This window comes from Lactobacillus sp. ESL1191 (assembly GCF_058504435.1).
Genome location: NZ_CP196365.1, coordinates 1,367,316 through 1,380,169 on the forward strand (window position 1 = coordinate 1,367,316; position 12,854 = coordinate 1,380,169).

Below are 12,854 nucleotides of genomic sequence, written 5' to 3' on the forward strand. Positions count from 1 at the left end.
GCTAGTTAATATTTTATGGAGAAGATAAAGTGAAAGATAAAACAAGAACCATCTTATTTTGGTTTATTCTCATTCAGCCGTTTTTAGACTTGTATTGGTTCTACCACGGGCAACTGGCCAATCTCTTACCTTTTACCCTACCAACCATTATCCGCATTTTAGCGGTTGGCGCGCTACTCGGTCTTTACTTTAGCCAAAGAACGGCTTGGCTCAAGCTCAATAGGCAAAAGTGGCTCCTGCTCTATCTAGCGCTTTTGCTTGTCTATTCAGCACTACACTTAGTGCATGTGCGTAATTTTACCAGCATCAGTCCCACCAGCTACGGTTATTCACTCAGCAGTGAACTTTTCTATCTAATTAGAATGACCCTGCCCCTAGTAGTTGTCTATCTTACTACAGAGCTGCAATTTAATCAGAAGCAGTTACGCCTGGTAATCGAGGGCATTGCGGGGCTTTTTTCTGGTACCATTGTCATCTCTAACCTCTTGGTCATTTCGCTGAAGTCCTACGAAACTGGTACTATTAGTGCTAACATCTTTGCCTGGTTTTTTGATTCTAACATCGGATACTCCCACATGGCTTCCAAGGGCTTTTTCAACTTTACCAACATGGTTTCAGCCGTCTTGTTCATGCTGCTGCCGCTGGTATTATACTACTTGTTTACCGCCTTCAGCTGGCATACTGTAACCCTAACCGTGGTCCAAACGCTGGCCATGATTGAGATTGGTACTAAGGTAGCGGCCATCGGCCTGCTTGGTGGCATTGCAATTGGCATTACATTATTTTTGTTTCACCGTTTCGCACTTAAAGATGTCAAAAAAGGGGGCCGACCCCTTTTAACTGCGGTCTTGCTTGAAGTTGCTGCATTAGCTATTTTGCCCTTTGGCCCAGCCAACCAGCGTTACCATTACGAAATCTACTTGGCCCAGCAGTCTGATCATGACTTAACGCGTCCCAAGCAGGAATTAGCGCAGGGGCTCCATAAACATCCCACCGAACCCGAACGCACCGCCTTTTTGCGTGACTTCATTAAGAAGAATTATCGCGTATATGCGCTTAATCCCAAATTTGTTTTCAAAAGCTATCCCTACCAGGACGACCCTGAATTCTGGCTGCAGATCATTCGTGAACCAGGTCAAAGCCGCATGGAAAACCGGCACGTGGAAGCGGCCATGCTCAACCAAGTGGTAAAAACCAATAACAACCACTGGGACAAGTTTTTGGGCATTTCATATACGCGTGAAAATAACATCTTTAATCTCGAACGTGACTTTGCCGCCCAAATATATTCCTTGGGCTGGTGTGGTATGCTGCTCTTTTTAGGGCCCTACTTGATCATCTTAGCCTATTCTGCATACAGGTGGCTTAGGTTCAAGCCTGTTCGAACTTACTTGGTTAGCTCGCTCATTGTTTCTACCAGCTTTGTCCTGCTCGCCGCCTTTTCTTCTGGTAATGTCGTTGACTTCTTGACTGCTAGCTTCATCCTAGCCTTTGTTAGTGGCAACCTGCTGGTTCAAGTACGCAAAAAAGCCTCCTAAGAGGCTTTTTTGTGTGCTTTTAATTAATTGTTTTTGATGAAGGAAGCATCCGGTACTCGGATCAGATAGTAGCGCATGGCATTGCGGCCTGCATGCATGCCAAGTCCATTTTGCCAGACCTTTTTATAAGTAGCGGTATAAACCGCCACATAAGCATGCTGGTATTTACGATCCATCTTCTTAAGCATCTTTTCGTTATATGGAATCCGAGCCGCACTGATGTTAAGCGGGCTCTTGCCATAGGCCACTGTCGCAAAGTCACTAGTCACCTTGGCCTGTTTGCCTGGACGATAATAAGTATAAGTCTGCGTACTAATCTTCTTTTTCTTGGAGTCAACCATCACATAAGTTGAGTTACCAGTGCCCGGATTCACCACCAAGGGTTCGTAAGTGATCTTGGCTGAAATCTTACTTGTATCCGTCAAATCGGGATTATCCAGCATGGTCTGACTAAACAACCAGACGGCACCGATCAGCAAAACAGCGACTTCCAAAATATCAACGGCAAAGTTGGGCCAGCTGAATTGCCGGTGCTTTTTGATAATCATCGCAATCCGGCGTCTACGAATATTCTGAACCACAAAGACGAAATAAAGTATGATGATAACCCATAATAATATACCGAGTAGGTTCCAGTTGAACATAACAATCCTCCCGTAATGTTTCTAGTCTAATAGTTGACTCCGCTTATTTGGAAGACTTAGTGGCTTTAGCCGAGACTTTGCCAGCTTTCGTAGCCGATTTCTTAGTTGCTGCCGGCTTAGCTTTACTTGTTCTGGTAGCTGTTTTTTTGGTGACTGTCTTTTTAGCCGCTGGTTCGGGTTTCTGGTACTCACGTACTTCCTTTAGTTTGACCATTATAGCGTTGGTTAAGTTGGCAATAACCTTGTCTTCATCCGCCGCAAGCTCTTCTTCGGTCGCTAGTTGGTCGATCCTGAAGCCTGAAGCATTGAGATAGTCCGACTGCGTCTCAAAGTAAAGCCGCACCGGATAATCTTTGCCTGCTTCAAAAAAGTTGGCCACCTTCTTGTAGTTGCTATAGGGCAGATTAATAATATTATTTTCCAGTGCGAACACAATCGGTCTTTGTCCAGTCACTTCAAGCGCAATATGACTTAAGGAGTTATGCTTGATGGCAGTAGCAGCTTCTCGCACCATTTTGCTAGCTTGTTCCTTAACCCTGGCCTTAGATTTACTGAGATCCGCATATTTAATGGTGGCTAGGTCTTGTAAGTAGTCTTGTTGTTCAATCTTTTGAGTTAAATCATCCAAATTAATCTTCAAAGTAAAAGTCCTTCAAAATTCAAATTAGTTTTTTGTTCTTCATTTACGATACTCAAATTTCCCCCCAAAAACAATTTATTTTTATTTCTTTTAAAATCTTTTTAAGAACATGCGCTTTAAAAAACATCGATTCCGGCAAATCAAATTGGATTATCCCTGTTAAGATTCAAGCTATACTGGGCTATTCTGCCGATTAAAAAATAACAATTTTGATATTTTACTTCATAATGCATAACACTTTAAGTTGACTCAGAAAAATTTGCTTTTAAGCTCTTTACAAGCGTTTTCACAAAGTGTAAATTGAGTATGTAACTAAAAATTTTTAAGTAAATTTTTTAACTGAAAGGTAGACAGATATGTCAGATAAAGTTTACACAGATTATTTCTATAATTCAGAAGATTTTGATAAAAATCACGGTATGGGCTACCAAGACCTTCATATGCCTGAAGGCGTTGAAGCGCAACCGCTGATTGTGCCACCCGTTCTAGAACCTGATAAGCAGGAAGGCAATGACGTTTGGTTTACAATTGAATCCCAAGAAGGTGAATTCCAATTCTTGCCAGGCAAGAAAACCCACACTTGGGGCTATAACTTCCCTGTTCTTGGTAAGACTATGGTCTTGAAGACTGGTCAACACGTTCACGTAACCTTGAAGAACAGCTTACCAGAATTAACCACATACCACTGGCATGGTATGGAAGTTCCTGGACCTGGCGCTGATGGTGCTTGTCACTCACCTGTTTATCCTGGTGAAGAGAAGCATATCGACTTTACGGTCGATCAACCGGCTGCCTTAACTTGGCTACACGCTCACCCATGTCCATCAACTGCCGAACATGTTTGGATGGGACTGGCCATGGGAGTTGTTATCACTGATGACAACGAGGCTAAGTTACCTATTCCAAAGACCTACGGTAAAGACGAATTTCCGATTATTTTACAGGATCGGATCTTCCACGAAGATAACCAGTTCAACTACAAGGCAGACTACAACCCAATGGGGATCTTTGGTGAAGTACCAGTGATTAACGCTGTAGTTAAGCCTTACGTTGATGTCACTACACAGAAAGTACGTCTGCTCTTCTTGGGTGGCTCTAACCGCCGTGAGTGGAGACTGCACTTCACAGATGACTTGGTAATGACCCAAATCGCTGGTGACGATTCCTTCTTGGAGCATCCAGTTAAGGCAACTAAGTTGCTGATTGCTCCAGGTGAGCGTCAACAAGTTGTTGTCGACTTTGGCAACTATCAGGAAGGTGACGTCGTTAACCTTTACACCGACGACTTTAAGCTGGTTGAATTCCGGATTCACAAGTATGAAAAAGATGATAGTGTCATTCCTGATACCTTGTTTACACCACATGATCCAGAAGTTAATCCCGAAGCCGAAGTGCGCAAGGTTACGATGGACAACCACAACATGATCAACAATAGACTCTTTGCAATGGACCGCATTGACATGAAGCAAACGTTGATGAGTACCGAATATTGGGATGTTACTAACACCAACGACAAGGCCAACGGGATGCTTCACCCATTCCACATTCACGGTGCTCACTTCCTCGTTGTTTCCCGTGACGGTAAAGAGCCTTACCCTAACGAAAGAAACGTCTACAAGGATACAGTTGACGTTGCCCCACAAGAAACAGTTCGTTTGAAGGTTTACTTCCAAAACGCTGGTATCTTCATGTATCACTGCCACATCATCGAACACGAAGATGCCGGCATGATGGCACAAATCCAAATCGTTGATCCAAAAGAGCCAGACAAGAAGTATGACTTGATGGACATGGAGACCCTGACTAAGGCCTTTGCCGAAGAAAGAGGTATTCCAATGGACGAGGTTTGGTGCCCAGGAATGGATACTGAAGGTATGGAAACCAAGGGAATTGACCATACTATGGATTCACTCTCCGGAGCCAGCCACCACTAATTTATTATTTACTGACTAAATAATAAAAATTCATAAAACCACTCAATAATTTGAGTGGTTTTTTGCTTTTCGCAAGCTTCCTATGATTAAATAGCTGTATCATGAGTAAAAAGATTTCTGCCAATAAACCATTAAGACGATTTTTGTTGGGACTATTAGTCATCGGCCTGATCCTAACTGCTATGAACTTCAATGATCTGAAGGATCGCTTCGCTTGGCTAACTATGAAGCCAAGCCAACAGTTAAACGTTCCCATCGAAAATCAGTACCCAGAACTACCTAATGGCTGTGAAGTGACCTCCCTCTCGATGTTACTGCGCTATTATGACATCAAAGCATCCAAGATAGACTTATCCCAGAACATTAAACATGTTGCCTCCTATACCAACAATGGTCACTATCGGGGTAACCCCCACGCCGGCTTTGTCGGCTACATGAGTCAAGCTAATGCGGGTTGGTGTGTTTACGACGAACCCTTAGAAGCGGTTGCGAGCACCTACACTAACCGTATTCGTAACTTTACTGGCCATGATTTCATTCAGGTGTTAAAGCTGGTATCTGATGGGCACCCTGTTTTAATCATTACAACCACCAACTTCAACCGCGTTAAGAACATGCAAACGTGGAACACGGCCCAAGGAAGGGTCCGTGTTACCCCTTCTTCTCATGCCTGCATAATTACCGGTTATCGCAAAAAGACTGGCACCATCTTGGTCAACGACCCCTATGGCCATAAAAACAAACAAGTACCCTGGCAAAATCTGGAACGAAGTTACAAGCAGCAAGGCAAACAAGCACTATATATCAACTAAAAAGAGCAAGTTCAGTTAAGAACTTGCTCTTTTCAAATCGAGGCCTGTAAAAACAGGTGACTACTTCTGTTCACATCAGGTTGGTCAAGCGCCAACACTTCCCGTGTCTGCCAGTTAAGGCGGGCGTCCTCATCCAAATACGCATCTCGCGTTTTTGTCGACTCGCAGTACTTATTGTACCTTTTTTAACCCTGCTTGTAAAATTTCTTTATTCTAAAAAAGATTTCGACGAACATGTTGGACAAAAGCATCCCCAAGGCACTTGACCCCGTGACAATAATCACCCGCAAAACTGCATCGTTGGCCCCCGTAATGTTTCCGGCGGTCAACTCGCGAACAGCCTGGTAGGCTGGTACACCGGGAACAAGCGGTACAATCGCAGGAATATAAAAAACGGTAGCCGGACATTTATGCTTACGAGCAAAGACTATGCCGAGAACCCCAATTGCAAAGGAACCAAGCAAGTTCGACAACAGTCGCCCCATTGCCGCCTGCATGGCTAACCAGTAAATCATCCAGCTGATTACGCCGCTAAGTCCAGCTAGGTTGAGTACCCGACAGGGAACGTTAATAGTCAAAGCAAAACCCACAGAAGCGAGGTAGGCAAAAATAACGTTAATCATAAATTCTAACCAAAAAGGCATCATTACGCTCCCAAAAATTTCAAAATAATTCCGACTCCGCCGCCAAGCGCAAATGCCGTTAGCAGGGCCTCACACATTCGTCCCATCCCAGAAAGCAGATCTCCCTTAAACAAATCGCGTAGCGCATTAGTTAGGGCCAACCCTGGCACCAGAGGCATTAGTGCACCAGTTAAAATATTATCAATCACCAGTTGGGGGTAGAGGTGAACAATGCCAACTGCGACGGTAGTCATGATGAGCGCTGCTACCAATTCAGACAAAAATTTAATATTGGTGTAGCGCTTGAAGTAGTAAAAAGAAACAAACCCAATGGCACCAACAATCGCCGCTACGGGAAAGTCCAACCAATCATAATTATCGATGAACATTACCATCAGCGTTGCACTTAATACGGCTGCACCAATTGTTTGCAGCCAAAGCGGAAAAGTCGGAAAATCACCCTTAGCGATTTTTTTCACCTGCTGTTTGAACTGCCTTAACGTAATCTCCTTAGCTGCAAAGGCACGGGACAGGGAATTGATGCGGTCAACTAGCTCTAAGTTGATATTACGCTCCTGCACTTGAATACTCTGGCAATAATTGCCTTGATCCAAACTCATGAAGATCCCAGTAGGCACAATAAAGACCCTCGGATCAGGTTCCCCGGCACTTTTGGCAATGCGTAGCATCGTATCTTCGACCCGGTACATCTCGCTGCCGCCTTCAATCATCAATTCACCGGCAGTCAAACAGGTATCCAATAAATTTTGGTAAAAATACTTGTCTTGCTTAATCCCCATCTTACGCTCACACCTTGTTCATCGTTTCAATATCAATCGTTTTGTCAATCCAGTCACCCTGGAAAAAGTCCCGCTCGTGGCTGACAATAATTACACCACCTGGAAAGTTGACAATTGCTTGTCTTAGGGAGTCTTTAGCATCGCGGTCCAAGTGGTTGGTCGGCTCATCCAAAAGTAAGAGGTTAGCTGGTTCAAACTGCATTTTGGCCAGCTTAACCTTTTCCTGTTCGCCCCCTGATAACTTTTTGAGTGGACTCATCGCCTGCTGACCCGTCACTCCAAGCCGGGCTAAGGCTCCGCGCAATTCTCTGGGCTTTTCCCGCTCAAACTCTTCTTGCAAATACTGCAGCGGTGTCATATTTTTGTTGGGCCAACTTAAGTCCTGTTTAAAGTAGGCAACCTTAGCAGTAGTTGACAGCTCAAACGTACCAAAAATCGGCTCTAGCTGGCCTAGCAAGGTCTTGAGTAAGGTCGTCTTACCGATCCCATTAAAGCCCGTAATTGCCACCTTTTCACTACCGCCAACTGAAAAATTGAAGGCTTCCTTAACTAAGGCCTGATCATAACCGATGACCAGATCCTGGGTCTGCAAGAGTAAGTTGCTCGCGGTCTCCACATAAGGGAATTCAAAGCGCGGCCGTCGGTTGCCCTTAGGCGGACTGAGCACCTCCAGCTTGGACAGTTGCCGTTCACGCGACTTGGCACTCTTTGACCGAGTACCAGCCTTGTTCTTCCGAATATACGCTTCAGTCTTGGCAATCTTCCGTTGCTGGTTGCTAAAGGCCTTTTGGTAGGTTTCACGATTAGCAGCCTTCTGCCGCATGGCCTGTTTGAGTGACCCAGTGTAGCGCGTAATTGTCCCGAGGTCGACATCAATCACGCAGTTAGTAATCCTGCCCAAAAAGTCATAGTCGTGGCTGACCACAATAAAGGCACCGGAAAAATCGTTCAGATAGTCGACTAACCAGTCAATATGACCGATATCCAAATAGTTAGTTGGTTCATCTAGGAGCAAAACCTCTGGACTCTGGAGTAGCAGTTTGGCCAAAATAATCTTGGATCGTTGCCCACCTGATAGCTCGGCAACGTCGTGATTATAGCCCAATTCGGCCAAACCCAAGCCTGAAGCCACGCGTTCAATTTCGGTGTCAATGCCATAAAAATTATTCTCTTCCAAGTAAGTCTGTAACTTGCCCGCCTGCTCGAGCAAGTCACTGTCTCCCTGATCAGCGTACTGCGCATAAAGTTCGCCTAATTCTCGTTCTTTCTGGTAGAGTGGTTCAAAGGCTGTCCGCAAAAAAGACCGAATGGACACTCCCGGCATGAGTTTGGCATACTGGTCAAGGTAACCAACAGTTACATGGTTCTGCCACTTAACCTGACCTTCATCGGCCAGCATCTCACCCGTCAAGATTTTAATTAAAGTTGATTTGCCGACCCCGTTTTGCCCGGTGACCCCCATGTGGTCTTCCTTGTTGAGGACAAAACTGGCATCTTCATAGAGCGTCTTGTCCACAAAGCTCTGGCCCAAATTTTTAACCGTCAATAAACTCATTATCTATCCTTTTCAAAAAAACAACTTGCTCTAGTATATAATAAAGTGACGTTTTTGGCTCGTTCTCTAAACAAAAACAATTGTGCAGAGAGACATTTCAAGATATAATTTAGGCATCAGCAAACTTTAAATGTTTAGGAGGGAAAAATGAAGAAACTAAAGAAAATTTTAATTACACTTGCCGCACTGGTTACAGTGGGAGGCGCTAGTAGTGCTGCGTTCAGCCTGCCCCGAGCCGTCCAAGCCCAAACAACTAAGACTGCCACAGTCTTTCCCAATAAAATGCGTGGTACTTGGTACTCTTATGACACTACCACTAAAAAGGTCAACAAGCTTAAATTCACTAAAAAGACGCAAATATCGTTTGATGAACAGGGTCAAAAGCTAGTTCAGACACTGCACTCGAAAAAAACGGCTCCGCTCGACCCACAATTTGACCAAGACTATGTCAATTGGATTGTAATTGCGGGCCAGCCTAAGGCCCATGGCCGCAAATGGTTGAACATCGAGGGCTTTGACCACGGCGCTGGTGCTGGTGTTTTTTATAATGTTGCTCAACTTAAAGGCCATCAGGTGCTATCGACTGCAGTAGGGGCGGGTATCTGGCAAACCAAGCACGCCTATAAAACAGCCAAACTGGCCCAAAAATTTCAACAACACCACTATCCTCACTTTGAATATTAGTAAAAAAGAAGTTCTAATAAGAACTTCTTTTTAATTAAAATCTTTTTACTTGTGCTCTCGCTCATACTTCTGCAAAGCGTCCAGTACCTTAGGCCAATAGTGCTTGGGCAGGATCAACTGCAACTTGTCATGATAGATGGGAAAGTCACTGCTCTTCATCCCCGTAATCTGGGCTAGTTCTTCATCAGTCAGGCGAAGTTCGCGGACAATGCGCTTGATTTCCACTGAAGCGTGTCCCCGAAACCAGGAAAGACCGAAGAAGAAAACAGCAAAGAGGCTGGCAGCTAAAACCGCAATGGGAAGAACCCAATGGAAAGTCCGCAAACAGATGAAAAAGGCGGCGATAAAAGCAATCAGGGCCGAAATCAACCCGTAAATCACCGGAAACAAACGCTGCTTGTTCATTTTGCAAACCCCCTCAAGCTTTCTGACTTATTGCCCATAAGAATTGTCATTTGTGTTCTGATTGTTGTCCGCTTCACTGGAAACAGCTGACCGGTATATTTGGTAGTTAGTGAAGGCGTTGGGATCCTTCCACTTAATGTTGTTATTTTGTTCATTTAACTTATTGAGCCGGGTCTCGTCATTGTCGAGGGTCTTCTGGTCCAGGTCCAGGTTCGTGCGAATATGATCAGAAGCTTTTTGCAAGGCCGCGTTAGAAGCGACCTGAATTGAAGAACCGTTAATCCAGGCATCATGACCCTGAATATAACCACTGGCAATGTTGCTTGAGCAGCCCCGGTAGTTCAAGGCCAGAGCCAACATGTCATTGAAAGTCAAATTCGTCTTAACATACTTGGTGAAAATTTTGACCAGATTACGGTAATTAGCAATCGAGTCAACTGAAATGGCCTTGTGCACAACCGCTTCAATCACTTGACGCTGCCTCATCTGCCGCCCATAGTCACCGTGCGGATCATCATGGCGCATCCGCACATAGGCAACAGCATGACGTCCATTTAGACGCTGCTTACCCTTATGAAAATCGCACCAGTCATAAGTGAAGTCAAAGGGCACCTTAACCGTAACCCCGCCTACGGCATCAACCAGACTCTTGAGTGCCTTCATGTTAACTTCAACATAGTAGTGGATGGGTACGCCCAGTAATGCTGAGACGGTTTTCATTGAAGCCTTGCTACCACCGACCCCATAGGCAGAATTAACCCGAAACATGTTGTACTTGTCGCCTGGATCGCCTAAAATATTAGCTAAGGTATCCCGCGGAATGGACGTCATTGTCGCCTTGTTCTTGCCCGGGTTAGCTGTAGCCAAGATTAAAGTATCCGAGTTCCCCCGGTCGTGGCGACCCTCGATTCCCTGGTCAACTCCAAGGATTAGCATTGAAATTGGTTGCTTGTTGGCAATCCGGACTGAGGTGGCCGAATTACCGTTTTCACCGTCGATTGCACTATGCAAGGCGAAGTACAAGTGGGCGGCCCAGGCAAGACCAAAGCACACACACATCACGGCTACAATCCCGCAAATTCGACTAATGGGGTTGCCCGTCAGTGCTGCAGCAGGAGCGGCCCAGGCATGATTACGATGAAGATTGAGAGAACGACGTGCTTTACGGTAGTCTTCTCTGCGTTTTGAATTAGAATTCATTCCACAGTTAATTCCTTCCATTTTGTCCTTGTATATTTGTATCACTTTTAAGTCCGAATTAAAATATCAGCTAAGAGAATTAATAATATCTTATTTTTTAGTTTTTAACATCATTTTTACCATGAAGGAGATTTTTTATGAGCATCCCTAAAAGAAGCGAAGTTCCAGATGAACTTAAATGGGACCTTACCCGGGTCTTCAAAACCGACCAGGACTGGGAGGATGAATATCACCGCGTTAAGCAGGCCATACAGCAGTTGACTGACTTGAAGGCTGACTTCACCGCCTCAGGGCGTAACTTATATGAGGGCTTAAGTCAGATTCTAGCCGTCAGCCGGCAACTAGAGCAGGTCTACGTCTATGCCTCCATGTCCAGTGACGTTGACACCAGTAATGCCCACTACTTGGGTTATGTAGCCCGCGCCCAAACGATCGCAAGCCAACTAGAGGCGGCTACCGCTTTCATGAATCCAGCCATCCTAAGCCTTACCCCAGCAGAACTGGCACAATTCAAACAGGACGAACCACGCCTGGCAAATTATGACCACTTGCTAGAGCAAATCATGCGCCAGCGCCCGCACACGTTATCAGCTCAGGAAGAAAAACTGATCGCTGATGCAGGCGAAGCCATGTCGTCAGCCGAGAATACTTATAACGTACTAACCAACTCGGATATGGAATACGGTTACGTGCAAAATGACGACGGCGAGATGGTGCAGCTATCTGATGGGCTCTACTCCTTACTGATTCAATCACAACAACGGCAAGTGCGCCAAGATGCTTTTGATTCAATGTACGCTACTTATGACCAATTCAAAAACTCCCTAGCTTCAACCCTGGCTGGAGCAGTTAAAGCCCACAATTACAACGCCCGGGTCCATGACTATGACTCAGCTCGCGCTGCAGCTTTGCACGAAAACAACGTGCCAACAGTTGTCTATGATACGCTCATCAAGGAAGTGGATCAGCACCTTAACTTGCTCCATGAATATGTGGACTTGCGCAAGCAAATTCTCGGTGTGGAGCAATTACAGATGTGGGATATGTATGTGCCACTGACGGGTAAGCCCGCGCTCTCCTATACCTTTGACCAGGCTAAAGCAGAAGCCAAAAAAGCCCTGCAACCGCTTGGTGCCGACTACCTAAAGCACGTCGACTACTTATTCAATAACCGCGTGCTTGACGTAGTAGAATCACAAGGCAAGGCAACCGGTGCATACTCTGGCGGCTCTTACGACACTGACGCCTATGAGCTACTCAACTGGGAAGACAACGTGGACTCACTCTATACCCTAGTCCACGAGACCGGCCACTCCGTCCATAGCATGTATACCCGGGAAAGTCAGCCTTACGTCTACGGTGACTATCCCATCTTCGTGGCTGAAATCGCCTCAACCACTAATGAAAACATTTTGACGGAATACTTCCTCGACCACATTACCGACCCCAAGACTCGGGCCTTCGTCCTTAACTATTACCTTGATTCCTTCAAGGGCACTCTGTTCAGACAGGCCCAGTTTGCCGAGTTCGAGCAGACCATTCATGAACTGGACGCACAGGGTGAACCACTGACAGCCGACCAACTTGATGACCTTTACGGTGACTTGAATCAGCGCTACTACGGTTCTACTGTTGAACCCGGCAGTGCCATTGCCAAGGAGTGGGCCCGCGTGCCGCACTTCTACTATAACTTTTACGTTTACCAGTATGCCACTGGGTTTGCGGCTGCCACCGCCTTAGCCAACAATGTGGTGCACGGAACGGCCGAACAGCAGGCAGCCTACATTAACTTCCTCAAGTCTGGTTCTAGCGACTATCCCACTGAAATTATGAAGACGGCCGGTGTCGATATGACCCAACCAGCTTACTTGGAAGAAGCCTTCACCACCTTTACTAAGCGCTTTACGGAATTCAAGGAGATTGTTCAAAATAACTTCAAGTAACAAAAAAGCCCCATTAGGGGCTTTTTTGTTTACTTACACCATCACACAGTAAAACAAACTTAATCGCACTCCTAAC

12 protein-coding genes are annotated in these 12,854 nt (G+C 45.5%); 5 read left to right on the forward strand and 7 right to left on the reverse strand.

Features of this window, described 5'->3' with window-relative positions; all coding sequences use genetic code 11:
* The first annotated feature begins 29 nt into the window (after positions 1 to 29).
* Positions 30 to 1,538: an O-antigen ligase family protein gene (locus tag ACSYSN_RS06840; RefSeq protein WP_491712098.1), complete on the forward strand. Its 1,509-nt coding sequence runs from the start codon at positions 30 to 32 to the stop codon at positions 1,536 to 1,538.
* Between the two features lie 23 nt (positions 1,539 to 1,561).
* Here the strand turns inward: ACSYSN_RS06840 and ACSYSN_RS06845 are convergent, their stop codons facing one another.
* Positions 1,562 to 2,182, reverse strand: a complete 621-nt coding sequence (locus tag ACSYSN_RS06845; RefSeq protein ID WP_491712099.1) for an LVIS_2131 family protein — start codon at positions 2,180 to 2,182, stop codon at positions 1,562 to 1,564.
* Positions 2,183 to 2,225: 43 nt separating this feature from the next.
* Entirely contained in the window at positions 2,226 to 2,822 is a 597-nt protein-coding gene (locus ACSYSN_RS06850; RefSeq protein WP_491712100.1) for a hypothetical protein, read from the reverse strand.
* Positions 2,823 to 3,178: 356 nt separating this feature from the next.
* Here ACSYSN_RS06850 and ACSYSN_RS06855 point away from each other — a divergent pair, with 356 nt between their 5' ends.
* A complete protein-coding gene (locus ACSYSN_RS06855; RefSeq protein WP_491712101.1) occupies positions 3,179 to 4,756 on the forward strand; it encodes a multicopper oxidase family protein in 1,578 nt (525 codons plus the stop codon).
* A 101-nt stretch (positions 4,757 to 4,857) separates the two neighbouring features.
* The gene (locus tag ACSYSN_RS06860) at positions 4,858 to 5,568 is read left to right on the forward strand and encodes a C39 family peptidase (protein WP_491712102.1); all 711 of its coding nucleotides are present in this window, start codon (positions 4,858 to 4,860) and stop codon (positions 5,566 to 5,568) included.
* Positions 5,569 to 5,753: 185 nt separating this feature from the next.
* Here the strand turns inward: ACSYSN_RS06860 and ACSYSN_RS06865 are convergent, their stop codons facing one another.
* From ACSYSN_RS06865 to ACSYSN_RS06875, 3 genes are read right to left on the reverse strand one after another with little or no spacing between them, the layout of a single operon-like run.
* Positions 5,754 to 6,212 (reverse strand): threonine/serine exporter family protein, encoded by a 459-nt coding sequence (locus ACSYSN_RS06865; RefSeq protein ID WP_491712916.1) that lies wholly within the window; start codon positions 6,210 to 6,212, stop codon positions 5,754 to 5,756.
* Between the two features lie 2 nt (positions 6,213 to 6,214).
* Positions 6,215 to 6,991: a threonine/serine exporter family protein gene (locus tag ACSYSN_RS06870; RefSeq protein ID WP_491712103.1), complete on the reverse strand. Its 777-nt coding sequence runs from the start codon at positions 6,989 to 6,991 to the stop codon at positions 6,215 to 6,217.
* A gap of 7 nt (positions 6,992 to 6,998) precedes the next feature.
* Complete coding sequence (locus ACSYSN_RS06875; RefSeq protein WP_491712104.1) at positions 6,999 to 8,546, reverse strand: ABC-F family ATP-binding cassette domain-containing protein; 1,548 nt, start codon at positions 8,544 to 8,546, stop codon at positions 6,999 to 7,001.
* Positions 8,547 to 8,693: 147 nt separating this feature from the next.
* On the opposite strand from ACSYSN_RS06875, the gene ACSYSN_RS06880 reads away from it, so the two are divergent.
* Positions 8,694 to 9,230 (forward strand): hypothetical protein, encoded by a 537-nt coding sequence (locus tag ACSYSN_RS06880; RefSeq protein WP_491712105.1) that lies wholly within the window; start codon positions 8,694 to 8,696, stop codon positions 9,228 to 9,230.
* Positions 9,231 to 9,275: 45 nt separating this feature from the next.
* On the opposite strand, the gene ACSYSN_RS06885 is transcribed toward ACSYSN_RS06880, so the two are convergent.
* Both ACSYSN_RS06885 and ACSYSN_RS06890 read right to left on the reverse strand, forming a co-directional pair.
* Positions 9,276 to 9,635, reverse strand: a complete 360-nt coding sequence (locus tag ACSYSN_RS06885) for a hypothetical protein (RefSeq protein WP_491712106.1) — start codon at positions 9,633 to 9,635, stop codon at positions 9,276 to 9,278.
* A 27-nt stretch (positions 9,636 to 9,662) separates the two neighbouring features.
* Positions 9,663 to 10,835 carry an LCP family protein gene (locus tag ACSYSN_RS06890; RefSeq protein WP_491712107.1) on the reverse strand — a complete coding sequence of 391 codons (1,173 nt, stop codon included), beginning with the start codon at positions 10,833 to 10,835 and terminating at the stop codon, positions 9,663 to 9,665.
* Between the two features lie 137 nt (positions 10,836 to 10,972).
* On the opposite strand from ACSYSN_RS06890, the gene pepF reads away from it, so the two are divergent.
* Positions 10,973 to 12,778: an oligoendopeptidase F gene (gene pepF / locus ACSYSN_RS06895; RefSeq protein WP_491712108.1), complete on the forward strand. Its 1,806-nt coding sequence runs from the start codon at positions 10,973 to 10,975 to the stop codon at positions 12,776 to 12,778.
* The last annotated feature ends 76 nt before the right edge of the window (positions 12,779 to 12,854 follow it).